At 62.1% G+C, this 17,084-nt stretch carries 13 protein-coding genes and 1 pseudogene; 5 read left to right on the top strand and 9 right to left on the bottom strand.

The window, feature by feature from the left end:
• Positions 1-155: 155 nt before the first annotated feature.
• Positions 156-470: a hypothetical protein gene (locus P1U55_RS13565; protein WP_301048159.1), complete on the bottom strand. Its 315-nt coding sequence runs from the start codon at positions 468-470 to the stop codon at positions 156-158.
• 159 nt (positions 471-629) lie between these two features.
• Between P1U55_RS13565 and purB the strand changes: the two genes are divergently transcribed.
• Positions 630-1,934 (top strand): adenylosuccinate lyase, encoded by a 1,305-nt coding sequence (purB, locus tag P1U55_RS13560; RefSeq protein WP_301048158.1) that lies wholly within the window; start codon positions 630-632, stop codon positions 1,932-1,934.
• A gap of 109 nt (positions 1,935-2,043) precedes the next feature.
• Positions 2,044-2,835: a hypothetical protein gene (locus P1U55_RS13555; RefSeq protein WP_301048157.1), complete on the top strand. Its 792-nt coding sequence runs from the start codon at positions 2,044-2,046 to the stop codon at positions 2,833-2,835.
• Positions 2,836-2,953: 118 nt separating this feature from the next.
• Here the strand turns inward: P1U55_RS13555 and ccmE are convergent, their stop codons facing one another.
• From ccmE to P1U55_RS13535, 4 genes are all read right to left on the bottom strand, one after another.
• The gene (gene ccmE / locus P1U55_RS13550; RefSeq protein ID WP_301048156.1) at positions 2,954-3,406 is read right to left on the bottom strand and encodes a cytochrome c maturation protein CcmE; all 453 of its coding nucleotides are present in this window, start codon (positions 3,404-3,406) and stop codon (positions 2,954-2,956) included.
• Positions 3,407-3,417: 11 nt separating this feature from the next.
• Positions 3,418-4,446 (bottom strand): N-acetyl-gamma-glutamyl-phosphate reductase, encoded by a 1,029-nt coding sequence (argC, locus tag P1U55_RS13545; RefSeq protein WP_301048155.1) that lies wholly within the window; start codon positions 4,444-4,446, stop codon positions 3,418-3,420.
• A 37-nt stretch (positions 4,447-4,483) separates the two neighbouring features.
• The gene (murI, locus tag P1U55_RS13540) at positions 4,484-5,296 is read right to left on the bottom strand and encodes a glutamate racemase (protein ID WP_301048154.1); all 813 of its coding nucleotides are present in this window, start codon (positions 5,294-5,296) and stop codon (positions 4,484-4,486) included.
• A 186-nt stretch (positions 5,297-5,482) separates the two neighbouring features.
• A complete protein-coding gene (locus tag P1U55_RS13535) occupies positions 5,483-8,881 on the bottom strand; it encodes an indolepyruvate ferredoxin oxidoreductase family protein (protein WP_301048153.1) in 3,399 nt (1,132 codons plus the stop codon).
• Between the two features lie 156 nt (positions 8,882-9,037).
• Between P1U55_RS13535 and P1U55_RS13530 the strand changes: the two genes are divergently transcribed.
• From P1U55_RS13530 to P1U55_RS13520, 3 genes are all read left to right on the top strand, one after another.
• Positions 9,038-9,943 (top strand): LysR family transcriptional regulator, encoded by a 906-nt coding sequence (locus P1U55_RS13530; protein ID WP_301048152.1) that lies wholly within the window; start codon positions 9,038-9,040, stop codon positions 9,941-9,943.
• 406 nt (positions 9,944-10,349) lie between these two features.
• Positions 10,350-12,533: a phosphoribosylformylglycinamidine synthase subunit PurL gene (gene purL, locus P1U55_RS13525; protein WP_301048151.1), complete on the top strand. Its 2,184-nt coding sequence runs from the start codon at positions 10,350-10,352 to the stop codon at positions 12,531-12,533.
• The gene (locus tag P1U55_RS13520; protein ID WP_301048150.1) at positions 12,526-13,035 is read left to right on the top strand and encodes a hypothetical protein; all 510 of its coding nucleotides are present in this window, start codon (positions 12,526-12,528) and stop codon (positions 13,033-13,035) included. Before purL ends, P1U55_RS13520 begins: the two co-directional genes overlap by 8 nt.
• 184 nt (positions 13,036-13,219) lie before the next feature.
• On the opposite strand, the gene P1U55_RS13515 is transcribed toward P1U55_RS13520, so the two are convergent.
• The 4 genes and pseudogenes from P1U55_RS13515 to P1U55_RS13500 all read right to left on the bottom strand — a co-directional run.
• Positions 13,220-13,996 carry a squalene/phytoene synthase family protein gene (locus P1U55_RS13515; protein ID WP_301048149.1) on the bottom strand — a complete coding sequence of 259 codons (777 nt, stop codon included), beginning with the start codon at positions 13,994-13,996 and terminating at the stop codon, positions 13,220-13,222.
• 10 nt (positions 13,997-14,006) lie between these two features.
• Positions 14,007-14,741 carry a trans-aconitate 2-methyltransferase gene (locus tag P1U55_RS13510; protein ID WP_301048148.1) on the bottom strand — a complete coding sequence of 245 codons (735 nt, stop codon included), beginning with the start codon at positions 14,739-14,741 and terminating at the stop codon, positions 14,007-14,009.
• Positions 14,738-16,372: a citramalate synthase gene (gene cimA, locus P1U55_RS13505; RefSeq protein WP_301048147.1), complete on the bottom strand. Its 1,635-nt coding sequence runs from the start codon at positions 16,370-16,372 to the stop codon at positions 14,738-14,740. The genes P1U55_RS13510 and cimA overlap by 4 nt, the downstream gene beginning before the upstream one ends.
• Positions 16,373-16,489: 117 nt before the next feature.
• Positions 16,490-17,084 (bottom strand): annotated as a pseudogene (locus tag P1U55_RS13500) (hypothetical protein); the annotation flags it as partial.

Genomic DNA, 17,084 nt, shown 5'->3' with positions numbered 1-17,084 from the left:
CCACCCCACCCACACCCAAGGCCACCGCCCGGCGCGTTCACCCGCGCACTCCATGTCAAATGACATGCGCATCACTTGTGCATCGGTAGTGCACCCCTTGTGGCTGTGATCTTTTTGCGGTTAACGCCGCTTTGGGGCCGCGCAACACACAACATCTAGTCACAGATGAGCCGCCCGCCAAAACCCGCCTCCGGCCAGCCCATCAGCCGTGCACCGTCGCGGTTCACGCAAATCAAAACCGGCGTGTTGTCGCCTGTCATCGCCCAGTTGCAACTCAGCTCCACACCGCGGATACGCCCCACCAAACGCCACGCCTCGTGTTTCCGCTCCCATACCAGCATTGCCTCGCCCGCATCAGGGTCCGCACAAATCTCCACCTCAAGCCGCTCGCCCCGCGCCTTCAGCCGGACCGGCTCTTGCCAAAGCCTGCCCTCCGGCCCGCGCCCGACAAGCTCATATAATCCTTCCAAAAAATCCCGTCTTAGGCCCGGCCCGTTCCTCCGCCGCCGCCGGGAGCGCCAGCGCCAAAAGCGCGATCATCCACCGCATCGCCCGCCCTTCCCCTTGCCGCTGCCCACGCGGCAGTCTAAACGACACCCGCCCCAGTCCAGATGTGAAAGGCCGCTGCCATGATCCCCCGCTACTCCCGCCCCGAGATGGTTGCCATCTGGGAGCCCGCCACCAAGTTCCGCATCTGGTATGAGATCGAGGCCCACGCCTGCGATGCCATGGCCGCGCTTGGGGTGATCCCCAAGGAGAACGCCGAGGCCGTGTGGAAGGCCCAAGATGTTGAGTTTGACGTGGCCCGCATCGACGAAATCGAAGCCGTCACCAAGCACGATGTCATCGCTTTCCTCACCCATCTGGCCGAACATGTCGGCGCTGATGAGGCCCGCTTTGTCCACCAGGGGATGACCTCCTCCGATGTGCTCGACACCTGCCTCAACGTGCAGCTCGTCCGCGCCGCCGATATCCTGCTCGCCGATCTGGATGGCCTGCTCGAAGCCTTGAAAAAAAGGGCTATGGAGCACAAGAATACCGTCCGCGTTGGCCGCTCTCACGGCATCCACGCCGAGCCGACAACCATGGGTCTCACCTTCGCGCGCTTCTACGCCGAGATGGACCGCAACCGTGAACGCCTTGAAAACGCGCGCAAGGAAATCGCCACCGGCGCGATCAGCGGCGCCGTCGGCACCTTCGCCAATATCGACCCGGCAGTCGAGGCCCACGTCTGCGCCAAACTCGGCCTCACCCCCGAGCCGATTTCCACCCAGGTCATCCCCCGCGATCGCCACGCCATGTTCTTCGCCACCCTCGGGGTGATCGCGTCGAGCATCGAGAATGTTGCTATTGAAATCAGGCACATGCAGCGCACCGAGGTGCTTGAGGGGGCCGAGTTTTTCTCGATGGGCCAAAAGGGCTCCTCGGCCATGCCGCACAAGAAAAACCCGGTCCTGACCGAAAACCTCACCGGCCTCGCCCGCCTCGTTCGCATGTCGGTGGTGCCCGCGATGGAAAACGTCGCCCTCTGGCACGAGCGCGATATCTCCCACAGCTCCGTCGAGCGCGCCATCGGCCCCGACAGCACCATCACCCTCGATTTCGCGCTCAAACGGCTCACCGGCGTGATCGACAAGATGCTGATCTTCCCCGATAATATGCTCGACAACATGAACAAATTCCCCGGCCTCGTGATGAGCCAACGGGTGCTGCTCGCCCTCACCCAAGCCGGCGTGAGCCGCGAAGATGCCTATTCAATGGTGCAGCGCAACGCCCTCAAGGTCTGGGAAGACCGCGTCGATTTCCGCGAGCAACTCTTGGCCGATGAAGATGTCGTCAAAGCCCTCGGCGAAGACGGGATCAACGAGAAATTCGACATGGATTACCACACCAAACACGTCGACACGATCTTCAAACGCGTCTTTGGCGGGTAAGCAATTCAACGGCCCGCCCCGCCCCTGCGGGATGGGCCGTTAACTCCACGTAAGGTTTTTGGGGTATCGTGATATACTCCCCCTGCATTTCCAGCAGGAGGATTTTACAATGACACCCTATGACGGTTTTAAGGCAGTCACCGATCTCGCCGCAGAGATCGAAAAAATTAAAACAAAAATGGCGCTCTATAAGGAGTTGACCGAAGGCGAGGATTTCCCTGGCGGCGACGATCTCCTTGGCGAACTCGCCGGCCCCATGCGCGATGCGCTGCAAGCCGAGATCGAGCGCGAGAAAAAAGCCGCCAAGACAGCGGCCGAAAAAGCAAAGGCTGACGCCGAAAACCCGCCTCCGCCCAAACCCAATGCGGGCGATATCATCAAGCGCCTGATCGCTGAGTTGACCGAGCGGATGGACAACCCGCCTGACCCGGCCACTGCCACGCCGGAAGAGATCGAGCAGTATGAAGAGGCGCTCTGTTGCAAGCTGAAGGCGCTCGCAGCCCTGATGGGCGCGCAGGGTGCTGGCGCGGGCGGGGCCGGTGGCGCGGGCGGTGCTGGTGGTGCTGGCGGAGCGGGCGGCGTTGGTGGCGCGGGCGGAGCCGGTGGCGGCGGCGTTCTTGGTGGCGTCCGGTTGGTGATCGGTGATGGCGGCGACCAAAAGCTGATCGACCCCGACACAATTTTCGTCCGCTCCGATACGCGGATTTGGTGCCTGCATGTCACGTCGATGGAATGGAAGCTCTGGGACGCCAGCGAAAGCATCATCGAGGTGCTGACTCACGACCACACCATTCTGATCCGAAGCAAAACCAAGGCGCGGGTTTTCAGTGCAATCAGAGGCACTTACAGCACGCCACCGCTGGAAGCCGGTGAGCTTCTGGTAGAAGCCGCGGTCAGCTGAGGCAGCTCTCTGGGTCCGCTTCCAGCGCGTCTTTGCCGAATACCCTCGGAGTACCGGGCTAAACTCACCCTATAGCGCCCAATTTGGGCCAAGCTCTAGGGTGAGCTCAACCCACCTCTCAGGATTCAGGCTCTTGATAAACGCCCTGTTCCTTCAGCGCGTCCACAACCTCTTTGGGCATGTATGTTTCGTCATGCTTGGCCAAAATTTCGGTCGCGGAAAAGATTTTGCCATCATAAGTGCCCGTCCCGATCATGCCCTGCCCTTCGGAAAACAGATCGGGCAGGATGCCCTTGAAGGTCACCGGCACCACCGCGCCGCCATCCGTCACCGAAAAGCGCACCGTTTCGCCATCTCCCCGCACGATCGAGCCTTCCTCAACCAGCCCGCCAATGCGAAACACCTCGTCCGGGCGCGGCGGCTCGTCCATCACCTGTGACGGCGAGCGGAAAAAGTTGATCCCGTCCCGCATCCCGTAGCCAATCAGCGCGGTGGACAGTATCAGCGCCAAGGTCGCCACCAGGATGACCTGGATTCTTCGCTTCTTTTTCAGTCCCTTAAGTCCAGCCACGTCTTACCTCCTCAGGGAAACAGCGGGGCCATCATCAGCCCCTCGGTCTCATCAAAGCCCAGCATCAGGTTGGCGTTTTGCACAGCCTGCCCGCTGGAGCCTTTCGTCAAATTGTCGAGCGCCGCAAACACCGTGGCCCGGCCCTGATCCCGCTCGGCTGCAACGCCCAGCTGCACCATATTGGAGCCGCGCACCGAGCGCGTTGAGGGCACCTGACCAAATGAAAGCACATGCACGAAAGGTTCGCCTTGATATGTGTCAGAAAGGGCCGCATGGATCGCCGCCGCATCGCCCTGCACATAGGCCGCCGAAAGGATGCCCCGGTTTGCCGGGATCAGCGTAGGGGTGAACTGCACCCTGATTTCGCGCCCGGCGGCCTTTGAGAACTCCTGATCGAACTCGCCCAAATGCCGATGCTTGCCGCCCGCCGCATAGGGCATCCACCCTTCTGACAACTCGGCATGCAGCAGGTTTTCCTTCAGCGCCCGTCCGGCCCCTGAAACCCCCACTTTCATGTCAAGGATCACCCCTTCCGGGGCGATCAAGCCTTTGGAAAACAACGGAACAAGTGAAAACAGCCCGGTCGCCGCGTTGCACCCTGTCCCGGCCACAAAACGCGCGTTCCTGATCTCGTCGCGGTAAAACTCGGTCAGACCGTAAACGGCCTCTTTTTGCAACTCCACCGCCTGATGCGGCTGTCCATACCACTTTTCATAGGCGCCCGGGTCACGCAGCCGAAAATCCGCCGAAAGATCAACCACTTTCAGCCCCTCAGGCAGCGAGGGGATCACCTGCTGGCTGGTCACATGCGGCAGCGCACAAAAGCACATATCAATCGCGGAAAAGTCGATCTGGTCGATCTTCACCAGCCTTGGCAAATCAAGCGTCGCCAGATGCGGAAACACATCACGCATCTCCATCCCGGCCTTGCGGTCAGCGGCCAGCGCGGCCACTTCCATGTGCGGATGAGAGGCGATGATCCTCACGAGTTCGGCCCCGGTATAGCCCGAGGCGCCGAGAATGGCGATTTTGGCGGTCATATCAATATTCCTTGGTCTTGCGTTCTATAGTCTGAAATCAGGCAGGCTGAAATTCAACTTTTCGTCGCAAGAAGCGGGTCGCCTGGTCTGTCACCTTCCGGGGATCGCCAGTGGTGAGAAACTTGGCCTCACGGCCCTGCCCGATCTTGTCAGAATGGCGGATCAGATAATCGGCCAGCGAATCTGCCACGATGGTGGCTTGCGAATACACGCTCACATCCTCGCCAAGCGCCGCCTGAAAGGCCTCTTCCATCATAGGATAATGGGTGCAGCCAAGGATAGCGGCCTCTGGATGGGGCATCTTGCGTTTCAGCGCGTCCACATGGCTGTGAACAAGGGCTTCGGCAAGGATCATGTCACCGTCTTCAATGGCATCAACCACGCCCCCACAGGCCTGCGCCTCTACATCCACGCCAATCGCGCGAAACGCCAGCTCCCGCTGAAACGCCCGGCTTGCCACCGTGGCCGGGGTGGCAAAAAGCGCCACGTGCTTTACCGCCACCTCGCGAGGGGGAGAGTTGTCGCCCCACTGCCGTTCCGTGAGCGCCTCGATCAGCGGCACAAACACGCCAAGCACCCGCTTGCCCTCTGGCATCCCGGCCTCTTGCATCCGGCGCAGAGCCGCCGCGCTGGCGGTGTTGCAGGCAAGGATCACCAGATCACAGCCCTCGTCCCAAAGCCGCTCAACGGCCTGTTTGGTCAGCCCATGAATGTTATCGGCATCGCGCACACCATACGGCGAATGCGCGTGATCGCCATAGTAGACGAACGGCACATCGGGCAGCCGCTTTTGCGCCGCGTCCAAAACGGTCAACCCGCCGATACCACTATCAAAAACGCCAACCGCCATGGGCCTCAGCTCGTGTGATTTCTGTCAATGTCGCGCCCGCAGGCACCTTGCGGCACCGAGGCTCGGATCAGGCTATACGTCGCATTTCGGCAGAAATCCATCAATGGTTTTGCCCCCGGCTTAAGGGTCGCAGGGCACGGCGGGTGCCGGATGGCCGCCGTGCCGGGGTGTTGAGCGGCCTGTGTGCTACTCCGCCGCTTGTTTCATCGGCGCGTCGGGGTTGCGGAAGGCTGTCAGAAGCTCCTCGCGGCGCTTGGCCGCCTTGGCCGCATTGGCCTCTTTCACCGGGCCAAAGCCACGGATCTCCTGCGGCAAGCGGGCCAGCGCCAGCCCGGCCTCATGGTTATTGGCATCAAGTGAGGCAAGCACCTCGCCCATGTCCGCCTCATATTGCAGGATAAGCCTTTGTTCCAGCTTGCGTTCTTCAGCAAAGCGGAAGGGATCGAAGGCCGTGTTGCGCAGCCCCCGGGCGCGGGCCAGCAGCTTGAACAACGGCCTGACCCAAGGCCCAAACGCCCGCTTCTTTGGCCGCCCGGTTGCGGTGGTGCCGCCAAGCATCGGCGGGGCGAGGTGATAGGTGAGTCGCAGCGCGCCATCAAACGCTTCCGACGCCTTGGCCTCGGTGCTCAAGAGCAGCCGCGCCACCTCATATTCATCCTTTACCGCCAATACCTTATGGTAACTCTTTGCAATCGCCTCGCGAAAGGCGTCATCGGGGGCCTGATCCACCAGCTTGCGGTAGCGGCGGGCTAGCGCGCCGTTTTGATAGGCGACCAAATGCGCCTCCCGTTTGGCGATATGCTCCTCAAGGCTCGGCTCTTCCGGGTGATCCGGCGCTGTCATCTCGGCCGCCGCTTCAGGGTGGGTAACAGCCCAGCGACCAAACTCGAACGCCCGCAGGTTGGCCTCCACCGCCGCGCCATTCAGACGGACCGCCTCGGCGATGGATCCATGGCTCAGCGGCACCAGACCGGCCTGCCACGCAGCACCGAGGATCATCATGTTCGAGAAGATCGAATCCCCCAGCAAAGCTCGTGAAAGTGAATGTGCATCAAACAGTTGCACAGCGTCCTTCATGCGCGCCTGTAGTGCCAGAACCAGCCGGTCATGCGGCAGGCGGAACTCGGTATCCTGAGTGAAGCGCCCGGTGATGATATCGGCGGCGTTGACCACGGCCCCGGTTTGCCCGCTGCGCATCAAGGCAAGGGTTTTGGCCCCTGCGGTGGTAACCAGATCACCGCCGATCACCCCATGCGCCTCCCCCGTACCAACCCGTATCGCGCTGATATCTTCGGGTTTTTTCGCCAGCCGCAGGTGGATCGTGACCGGCCCGCCCTTTTGCGCCAGCCCGGCCATCTCCATCATGCCCGCGCCCATGCCCTCGATATGAGCGGCCTGTGCCAGCACCGCGCCCACGGTGATCACCCCGGTTCCGCCGACACCTGTGATCACAAGGTTATGGGTGCCTGTGATCACAGGGAGTTCCGGCTCTGGCAAATCCGGCAACTCCACTGCCTTTTTCGGCGCTTTGCGCAGCGTGGCCCCCTCCACCGTTACAAAACTGGGGCAAAAGCCGTTGAGGCAGGAGAAATCCTTGTTACAGGCGCTTTGGTCAATCTCGCGCTTGCGACCAAACGCCGTTTCTTTCGGCAGGATCGCCACGCAGTTCGACTGAACGCCACAATCGCCACAGCCCTCACATACATCGGTGTTGATAAACACCCGCTTGTCAGGGTCCGGGAAGGTGCCAATCTTGCGGCGGCGGCGCTTTTCAGCCGCGCAGGTTTGCACATAAACTATGGCCGACACACCTTTGATCTTGCGCATTTTTTCCTGAATAATCGGCAATTCTTCGCGGTGCGAGATCGATACATCCGAGGGGAAGCCGCCGGTATCAACATCTTCCTTCTCATCAAAAACCACCGCCACATCGCGCACCCCCATCGCCAGCAGTTCGCGGGCAATCCGTTGTGGCGTGAGCCCGCCTTCATTGGCCTGGCCGCCGGTCATGGCAACCGCATCGTTGAACAGGACCTTATAGGTGATGTTCACATCCGACGCCAAAGCCGCCCGAATGGCCTGCACGCCTGAGTGGTTATAGGTGCCGTCCCCGAGGTTTTGGAAAAGGTGATCACGAGTCGAAAAGGGGGCCTCGCCCAGCCAGTTCACGCCCTCGGCCCCCATGTGGGTGAAGATCTCGGTGTCACGGTCCATCCAGCGGACCATGAAGTGGCAACCAATCCCCGCCCCGCCACGCGATCCTTCGGGCAGATTGGTGGAGGTGTTATGCGGGCATCCGGCGCAAAAGTAGGGCAGGCGCGCCGCGATGTCAGGCGCATTGCCCCCTGCCCGCGCGTCTTCGATCCGGGCCATCCCGGCCTTGATCGCATCCGTATCGCGGCCCTCTTCGCACAGGATCTGGCCCAGATTAAGCGCAATCTGGTCCGGCTCCAGCGCAAAATGCGAGGGGAAAAGCTCAACCCCGTCCTTCATCCCGCCATAAACCCGCCGCCCGCGCCTGTCGTCGAAAATCGCTTCCTTGACCTGCACTTCGATCAGCTTGCGCTTCTCCTCGACGACTGTGATCACATCAAGCCCCTCGGCCCAATCATGAAAGCCCTTCATATCCAGCGGCCAGGTTTGGCCAACCTTATATGTGGTGATGCCAAGCCGCTCGGCCTCGGCCTCGTCAATGCCCAAAAGCTGAAGCGCGTGGACAAGATCGAGCCAGTTCTTTCCCGCCGCCACAAAGCCCAGCTTCGCGCCCGGTTTCCCCCAAACGCGTTTGTCAATTTTATTTGTGTTTGCAAAGGCTTCTGCGGCAAACCTCTTGTAGCTCAGCAACCGCTCTTCCTGCGGGATCCAGTGATCGCCAAGCCGGATATTCAGCCCACCTTCGGGCATCTCGAACTCCGGCAACACAAAGCTCAGCCGGTCATGGCGGCCATCCGCCACGCTGGTGGCCTCAACCGTGTCTTTCATCACCTTCAGCCCGGCCCACACCCCGGCAAACCGCGACAGCGCAAAGCCGTAAAGCCCGTAATCCATGATCTCCTGCACGCCCGCCGGCGAGAGCACCGGCATATGTGCGTCCACCAGCGCCCAATCAGACTGGTGGCACACGGTAGAGCTTTCGCCCGTGTGGTCATCGCCCATCGCCATCAGCACGCCGCCGTGGCGCGAGGTGCCCGCCATATTGGCATGGCGCATCGCATCGCCAGAGCGGTCTACACCCGGCCCCTTGCCATACCACAACCCGAACACGCCATCATACCGCCCCTCGCCGCGCAGTTCGGCCTGTTGGCTGCCCCACAAAGCGGTGGCGGCGAGGTCTTCATTCAGGCCCGGCTCAAAGCGGATATCGTTCTCGGCCAACAGCTTGGAAGTGCGCCCCATCCACATGTCCACCGCGCCCAACGGAGAGCCACGATAGCCGGTGCAATAGCCCGCCGTATTGAGCCCGGCCGCACGGTCACGCGCCTTTTGCATCAGCATCAGACGCACCAATGCCTGGGTGCCATTCAGCAAGACCGGTGATTTTTCGAGGTCAAACCGATCACTGAGGCTCACATTCTGCCTGTTCATTGCGCGTGTCCTTCCACTCCTGCGTATTTTTTCGATTATAGGTCACACTGACTGACCTACAAAGCGTAATCTACATTTTAATCATTTGCGATTAAGACTCACGCATGCAAAAGGATGCTGCAGGAATTGCTCTGATAAAGTAGTGATATGTCACCCATGGACTGGGACAAGCTAAGAATATTTCACGCCGTGGCGGATGCCGGCTCTCTCACCCATGCGGGTGAGACGCTTGGGCTGTCGCAATCTGCTGTGTCCCGGCAGATAAGAGCGCTCGAAGAATCACTTAACACGACCCTGTTTCACCGCCACGCCCGCGGGTTGATTCTCACCGAACAGGGCGAGCTGTTGTTTGACGCCACCGCCGTGATGAACAAGCGCCTTGATACCGCCGCCGCCCGCATTCGCGACAGCGAGGAAGAGGTGTTTGGCGAGTTGCGGGTCACAACCACAACCGGGTTCGGCTCGCTATGGCTCACGCCCCGCCTGCCAGCGCTTTATGAAAAATACCCCGACCTCACGATTGATCTCAACCTTGAGGAACGGGTGCTTGATCTGCCGATGCGCGAGGCCGACGTGGCGATCCGCATGAAAGAGCCGTCACAGGCCGATCTGATCCGCCGCCGCCTCATGTCGGTGCGGATGCGGCTCTATGCATCAGAAACATATGTCGCTAGCAACGGCATGCCGCAAACCCTGGCGCAACTGGCCGATCATCGCCTCATCAGCCAGGGCGCCAATACCACGCAGGTCGCAGCCGGGGCGACGCTGATCGAAATGCTGATGTCGCATGGCATCACCCGCCGCCTGACCGTGAACAACTATTTCGGCGTGCTTCAGGCCGTTCTCAACCATCTCGGCATCGGGATTTTGCCCGATTACGTCGCTCTGGATACCCCCGGGCTGTTGCGCGTGCTGCCCGATGAAGAAAGCAACGAGGTTCCGGTCTTCCTTGCCTACCCCGAGGAATTGCGCCAATCCAAGCGGATCGCCGCCTTTCGCGATTTTGTCACCTCCGAAATCCAGACTCAGCGGCGCGCCATGCGGGACGCGGAGCAGGACTAGGCATTCCCCAAGGCAAGCCAGCAGACCGTTTTTTAATACACCCCAAAGATGTGTGTTATGCGCCACAATCATAGCTGACAGTCACATCAACGTCACTTTGGGGCTTGATAGACTCACCCGAGTTACCCATATCGTATTTCATCAGGCGCAACGGCTCAGGCCATCGCGTCTTTTACCTCCCTGTTGGACTTAGGCCGAGCTTGTCTCGGCCTCTTTTTTTGTCCAACGGTCAAACCTGCCTTCATCCCTGTCTTGACCCGCTCCGCCTGCACCGTCTGCACCGCCTGCGGCGATTTATTCGCCCTTCCCCCCCTTTCTGCGCAACTTCCCCCCTCGCCCGGCGCATACGGGCTTTCCCTTCCGGCCCCCTTTTTCTAAAAGGCCGGAGACCACGAGGGGAACCCACATGCAAGAACCCGCCATCACGCCCGAACTGATTGAAGCCCACGGCCTGAAACCCGACGAATACGAGCGCATCCTCGAAATCATCGGACGCGAGCCCAGCTTCACCGAGCTTGGCATCTTCTCGGCCATGTGGAATGAGCATTGCTCCTATAAATCCTCAAAAAAATGGCTGCGCACCCTGCCCACCGAAGGCCCACAGGTTATCTGCGGCCCCGGTGAGAATGCGGGCATCGTTGATATCGGCGATGGTCAGGCGGTGGTTTTCAAGATGGAAAGCCACAACCACCCCTCTTACATCGAGCCGTATCAAGGCGCGGCCACCGGCGTGGGCGGCATTCTGCGCGATGTCTTCACCATGGGCGCGCGGCCCATCGCAGCGATGAACGCGCTCAGCTTCGGCGAACCCTCCCACCCCAAAACCCGCCAGTTGGTCAACGGCGTGGTCGAGGGCATCGGCGGCTATGGCAACTGTTTCGGCGTCCCCAACGTGGGCGGCGAGGTGCGCTTTCATGCGGCCTACAACGGCAACTGCCTCGTCAACGCCTTTGCGGCGGGCCTCGCCGACACCGACAAGATCTTCTACTCCGCCGCCTCGGGCATCGGTATGCCGGTTGTTTACCTTGGCGCCAAAACCGGGCGCGATGGCGTGGGCGGGGCCACCATGGCCAGCGCCGAGTTTGATGACACCATCGAAGAGAAGCGCCCCACCGTGCAGGTGGGGGACCCCTTCACCGAGAAGCGCCTGATGGAGGCCACGCTGGAGCTGATGCAAACCGGCGCGGTGATCTCCATTCAGGATATGGGCGCGGCTGGCCTCACCTGCTCTGCCGTTGAAATGGGCGACAAGGGCGGCCTCGGCATCAAGCTCAACCTCGATGCCGTCCCCCAGCGCGAAACCGGTATGACCGCCTATGAGATGATGCTCTCGGAAAGCCAGGAGCGGATGCTCATGGTGCTGGAGCCCACCAAAGAGGCCGAAGCCCGCGCCGTCTTTGAAAAGTGGGACCTTGATTTTGCCATCGTCGGCGAAACCCTCCCCGATGACCGCTTCCTTGTGATGCACGGCAATGAAACCAAGGCCGATCTGCCGCTGGCCACGCTGGCAGGCTCTGCCCCCGAGTATGATCGCGCTTGGGTCGAAACCCCCGCCGCCGATGCGCTGGCCCCGGTGCCCGAGATTGATGCGATCGACGGGCTGAAGGCGCTAATCAGCTCGCCCAACTATGCCTATAAGGGCTGGGTCTGGGAGCAGTATGATCACATGGTCATGGCCGATACCGCCGTTGCGCCGGGCCGTGGCGCGGGCGTGGTGCGGGTGCATGGCACCGAAAAAGCCCTCGCCTTTACCTCCGATGTGACGCCCCGCTATGTGCGCGCCAACCCCTTCGAGGGTGGCAAGCAGGCGGTGGCCGAGGCCTATCGCAACCTCTCGGCAAAGGGGGCCTTGCCGCTGGCCACCACCGATAACCTCAACTTCGGCAACCCCGAAAAGCCCGAGATCATGGGCCAGTTCGTTGGCGCGCTCAAAGGCATCGGTGAGGCTTGCGCCGCGCTCGATACCCCCATCGTTTCGGGCAACGTGTCGCTTTATAACGAGACCGATGGCCAGGGCATCCTGCCCACCCCCACCATCGGTGCTGTTGGCCTGCTCACCTCGCTTGACCAGTTGATCGACGGCGCCCCCCGCGCCGGCCACGTGGCGCTCATGATCGGCCCCGAGGGCAGCCACCTTGGCCAATCCGCCCTGCTGGTTGAGGCTTTCGGGCGCGAAGATGGCGATGCGCCGCAGGTCGATCTGGCCGCCGAAAAGGCCAACGGCACCTTCATCCGCGACAACGCCGGGATGATTGATGCCTGCACCGATCTCGCCGATGGCGGCCTCGCGCTCGCCGCCTTCGAGATGGCCGATGCGGCGGGTGTGGGCGTGCATATCACCGTCGAGGGCAATGGCGCGCTGTTTGGCGAGGATCAGGCCCGCTACCTGATCGCCTGCTCGTTTGACAAGGCCGAGGCGCTGATGGTCGCCGCAGGCCACGCCGGGGTTGAGATCACCACGGTTGGCAAGTTTGAGGGCGACAGCGTGAGCCTTGGCAGCGCATCCGCCCCACTGGCCGCGCTGTCAGCGCTCTATCGCGGCACCTTCGCCGAAGCCTTTGCAAATGGAGCGGACAGCAGCCATGGCTGACCTCCCCGATTTTGCCCCTGATTGCCCGCGCTGCGCCGCGCTTTGCTGCATGGCGCTGGCGTTTGACAAGGGTGAGGACTTTGCGCTCGACAAACCCGCAGGGCTGCCCTGCCCCAAGCTGGCCGCGGGCCACCTGTGCACGATCTACGACCACCTGGAGGAAGAAGGCTTTTCCGGCTGCGCCGCCTACACCTGCCTTGGCGCGGGCCAGCGGGTGACCCAGGAGGTTTTCGCCGGGAAAAGCTGGCAAGACGCCCCCCACCTCGCCGCCCCCATGGCCGAGGCCTTCCGCGAGCTGCGCCGGGTTCACGAGGCGCTGGAGTTGCTCGCCGCCGCCAAGGCCTTGCCGTTGCTGGACGAGGATGAAGCGCGCCGCCAATCCCTGATGGCCGCCCTCTCCCCCGAAGACGGCTTCACCGAAGCCAGCCTCGCGGGCGCCCCCTTGAAAACCGCACTGAAGGACGTGCCCGGCTTCCTCGCTTCGCTGCGCGACTACCTCTAGAGCATATTGCTCAAAAGTGGGAACCGGTTTTGAGCTTCTCGAACATGCGAAATCAATAGGTTAGAGCGTCTCGCCAAAACCCTGACTCACAGCTTTTGGCGGCGCGCGGTGGGAGGCAGGACTGTTGCGCGCCTCGCCCTTATCTGATGTCTCAGGATAAAGGCGAAACGCTTTAGCCGCCGCGCTACACCCGCCAGCGCCGCGCCTGCGCCCGGCGCATCAACTGCCAGCTTTTGGCAAAGGGGCTGGCCTCCAACGCCCCGGCGGCTACCCGTGCAGGCTCTGCCGCTGCCCGCTTCAGCACGCCAGCCGCATGTGCGCCTTCAAGCATCGGGGCCGAGGCCAGCTTGCCCAGCCGCGCCCGCTGCGCCGCGCCGCGCCGCAAGGCGGCCAAACCTTCCCGCGCCAGCGCCGCGACCCCCTCGGGCCGCCCATCCACCAAGGGCACCCGGCCCCGCGCCTCAAGCTCTGGCACCGCCAGCAAAAACCGCGCCAGCGCCGCGCCCTGCCCCCATTCCCGCAGCCCCTCTTCCGCCGCGCCGGGGGCGCCCAAGGCCGCCGCCGCCGCCCACACCAGCCCGCCGCCAGTGGCATCAAGGTAAGCCCAGAGCGCGGCCTCATCGGCAAAGGAGGCGCGGCCAATGTCCCAGGCGCGCGCATCTATCGCCGCCAGCAGGGGCGCGGCGGGCATCCCGCCTGCGATCAACCCGGCCAGCGGGGCGGCGACCTCATGCGCGCGCACCCGGTCCTCGCCCGCCTCTTCCACCACGTCACGCCAGAATTGCAACCGCATCTCGGCGATCATCGGCTCCTGGCTGGCCCACGGGGCCTTGGCCACTTCCAGCGCAAACCCATGCAGTGGAAACAGCACCTCACGCGCCGGTACAGGGGCGGCCATGGTGGCGGCAAAGCGATCCCGGTCAGCGCGGGCCACAAGGTTGGCGCAGTCCTGCAAGCTCATTTCAGTGTCCTTAGGTTTCTTTTGGGTTGGCGGGGCGCGCCACAACCAACTGATAGCCGGTTTCGCGCTTCACCTGCTCCCATGTGGCTTTTTCGGCCTCCATCGTGGCCATCACCGCTTCCATCTCTTCCGTGGCGCCCGCCGCCCGCCGCCGGGCGATCTCTTTCATCAGCGGGGTGTATAGCGCTTGCCAGCCCGCATTGGTAACGGGGCGGTCAGCCACCAGCACATAGCCCGCTTCTGCCACCTGTGCGCGCAGCTCCGCTTCGGTGGGCACCGGCACATCCATCCAGAAGGCCCGCGCCGCGCCGGAGGGCTGATCGGTAAAATAGACCGGCGCTGAAAACGCCACCGCCCCTCCCGGTGCCATGGCCCCAAGAAAGCCGCGCAACCCCGCCACCGTGCCCAGAAAGTAGATCGCCCCGGCGCACCAGATAAAATCAAACGGCGCTTCCGGCAAGGCGCTTAACGCGGCCATATTGCCCTGCCGCACGGTGATCCGCGCGTTGCCGGCGTGGCGCTCCTGTGCGGCCGCGATCAGCCCCGCGTCTTTTTCGCAAGCCACAACCGCCGCGCCCCGCATCGCCGCCGCAAGGCTGGCGGTATCGGCCCCCGTGCCGCATCCCGCATCGCAGGCCCGCGTGGCGTCCTCCGCTCCGGCGGTCTCCACCGCCCACGTAACATCCTTGGCCAATCCCGGCCCCTGCCGGGGCACCGATGCGAAAAGCTCTATAAAAGGTGTCATGCCACAACTTCGCGCGGCATCCCCCCCTTTTGCAAGAGCCTCCAGGCCACCGCGTCAAGCAACGCGCCGAAACTGGCATCCACTATATTGGCCGAAACGCCCACCGTCGCCCAGCGCCGCCCGGTGTCATCCTCGCTGTCAATGATCACCCGCGTCACCGCTTCGGTGCCGCCATTGGTGATCCGCACCTTGAAGTCGACCAGCCGCATATCGGCGATATCGTCTTGATAAGGCCCCAAATCCCGCTTCAACGCATGCCAAAGCGCGTTGACCGGGCCCGCGTCTTGCAGGTCGTCGGCGTGCTCGTTTTTGTAGAAGCCGGTCCTTTGCGCGCCGCCCGGCAGGGTAACGCTGACCATCGCTTCACTCTCCACCACGGTGGTGCCGCGGGCATTGCGCCGACGCTCCGAAATTACCCGGTAACGCTCAACATCAAAGAAATGCGGCAGCAAACCAAGCTCCCGGCGCGCCAGAACCTCAAAGCTCGCCTGCGCGGTGTCATAAGAAAAGCCCTGTGATTCCCTCTCCTTGATCCGCGTCAGGATCGCGCTCAATTCCGCTGGCGTGCCCTCCAGCCCCGCTTCGGCCAGCCGCCGCCGCAGGTTCGACGTGCCCGCTTGGTTTGACATCGGGATCACCCGCTCATTGCCCACCAGGCTCGGCTCGATATGCTCATAGGTCGTCGGGTTTTTCACGATGGCACTGGCATGAAGCCCCGCCTTATGGGCAAACGCCGAGGAGCCAACAAACGGGGCCGAGCGTTGCGGCACCCGGTTCAGGATGTCATCCAGCTTGCGTGACACCAGCGTCATCCGCTCCAGCGCCGCGCCGCTCACGCCGGTTTCATAGGCGCTGGCATAAGGCGCTTTCAACAGCAGGATCGGAATCAGCGTGGTGAGGCTGGCATTGCCGCAGCGCTCGCCCAGCCCGTTCAGCGTGCCCTGCACCTGCCGCGCGCCCGCATCCACCGCCGCAAGGCTGCCCGCCACCGCATTGCCGGTATCGTCATGGGTGTGGATGCCCAGCCGGTCCCCCGGTATCCCGGCCTCGATCACCGCTTGCACGATCACCCCAATCTCATGGGGCAAGGTGCCGCCGTTGGTGTCACACAGCACCACCCAGCGCGCCCCCGCCTCCAGCGCGGCACGGGCGCATTCCAGCGCATAGGCGGGGTTCGCCTTATAGCCATCAAAGAAGTGCTCGGCATCAAACAGCGCCTCGCGGCCCTGCGCCACCAGGTGAGCGACAGAGGCGCGGATATTCTCCAGGTTTTCCTCCAGCGTGATCCCCAGCGCCTCGGTGACATGGAAATCATGGGTCTTGCCCACAAGGCACACTGCGGGCGTATTGGCATTCAGCACCGGGGCAAGCACCTCGTCATTTTCCGCACTGCGCCCGGCCCGTTTGGTCATCCCGAAAGCGGTGAAGGTCGCGCCAGAGAGCGTTGGTTTTGCGTCAAAAAACGCGCTGTCGGTCGGGTTGGCACCGGGCCATCCGCCCTCGATGTAATCCACGCCCAACTCATCCAGCAGCCGCGCAATCTCCAGCTTTTCCTCCAGCGAAAACTGCACACCCTGGGTTTGCTGACCGTCTCGGAGAGTGGTGTCGTAGAGGTAGAGGCGCTCAGTCATTTTCCACACTCCCCAACTGGCGCAACGCCCAGCCTAAAGACCCGGACGGCACCGTCGTCCGGCGCCCGTCCCGCCCCCCCTCGGGGCGGGCGCTGGACTTTTTCCACAATCCGACGGTCATTTCAGCGCCTCCAGTTTGGCGGGGTCGAAGTCCGGTCCTTGCAAAAGTTTCACACCCTCTTTGGATACCTGAACTTCGACACCGGCCTCAGTAAGCGCCGATTTTAGACGGTCGACCTCTGAGTAGTCCTTCGTCAAAGTCGCAGCACTCCGCAGTTCAATAAGCTGCCTCTCGATCACGCTTAGATCAAAGTAACGATTTGCAATCGTTGAAGGAAAAAAGGTTGGCCTCGCAAAGAATCCCAACAGTAATCCATTCGCCAAGACTTGGCGCTGAACATTTGGATCGGTTTCATCGGCGTTTCGAGCGTGCTCTCTAAAATGGCGTAACGCTTCTACTGTGTTTAGGTCGTCCCCAAGCGCGCTACTAATGGGTGAACTTGGAATCGGTAAGTTTTCCAAACGCCATTCGGGCATACGGCTGCGAACGACATCGGAATGAAAATTATTTAAGGCACTTTCAAATTTGTCATATATTACTGAAAGGGCAACGTGAGCCTCCCGCCGCTTCTTCTCGGTCCAATCCATCGGCTTCCTGTAATGCGTTCCCATGAACACAAAGCGGATCACCTCACCCGGCACGCCCTCGTCC

The sequence above is a fragment of the Vannielia sp. genome (genome assembly GCF_029212645.1).
Classification (GTDB): domain Bacteria; phylum Pseudomonadota; class Alphaproteobacteria; order Rhodobacterales; family Rhodobacteraceae; genus Vannielia.
The sequence above is the reverse complement of the archived record's forward strand: the minus strand, read 5'-3'. Positions and strand labels throughout refer to the sequence as shown.

Coding starts and splice junctions, on each gene's coding strand:
- P1U55_RS13510 (WP_301048148.1), bottom strand. CDS start 14,741: ATGACACCTTTTATAGAGCTTTTCGCATCGGTGCCCCGGCAGGGGCCG.
- murI (WP_301048154.1), bottom strand. CDS start 5,296: ATGGCGGTTGGCGTTTTTGATAGTGGTATCGGCGGGTTGACCGTTTTG.
- cimA (WP_301048147.1), bottom strand. CDS start 16,372: ATGACTGAGCGCCTCTACCTCTACGACACCACTCTCCGAGACGGTCAG.
- purL (WP_301048151.1), top strand. CDS start 10,350: ATGCAAGAACCCGCCATCACGCCCGAACTGATTGAAGCCCACGGCCTG.
- P1U55_RS13555 (WP_301048157.1), top strand. CDS start 2,044: ATGACACCCTATGACGGTTTTAAGGCAGTCACCGATCTCGCCGCAGAG.
- argC (WP_301048155.1), bottom strand. CDS start 4,446: ATGACCGCCAAAATCGCCATTCTCGGCGCCTCGGGCTATACCGGGGCC.
- P1U55_RS13535 (WP_301048153.1), bottom strand. CDS start 8,881: ATGAACAGGCAGAATGTGAGCCTCAGTGATCGGTTTGACCTCGAAAAA.
- P1U55_RS13530 (WP_301048152.1), top strand. CDS start 9,038: ATGGACTGGGACAAGCTAAGAATATTTCACGCCGTGGCGGATGCCGGC.
- P1U55_RS13520 (WP_301048150.1), top strand. CDS start 12,526: ATGGCTGACCTCCCCGATTTTGCCCCTGATTGCCCGCGCTGCGCCGCG.
- purB (WP_301048158.1), top strand. CDS start 630: ATGATCCCCCGCTACTCCCGCCCCGAGATGGTTGCCATCTGGGAGCCC.
- P1U55_RS13515 (WP_301048149.1), bottom strand. CDS start 13,996: ATGAGCTTGCAGGACTGCGCCAACCTTGTGGCCCGCGCTGACCGGGAT.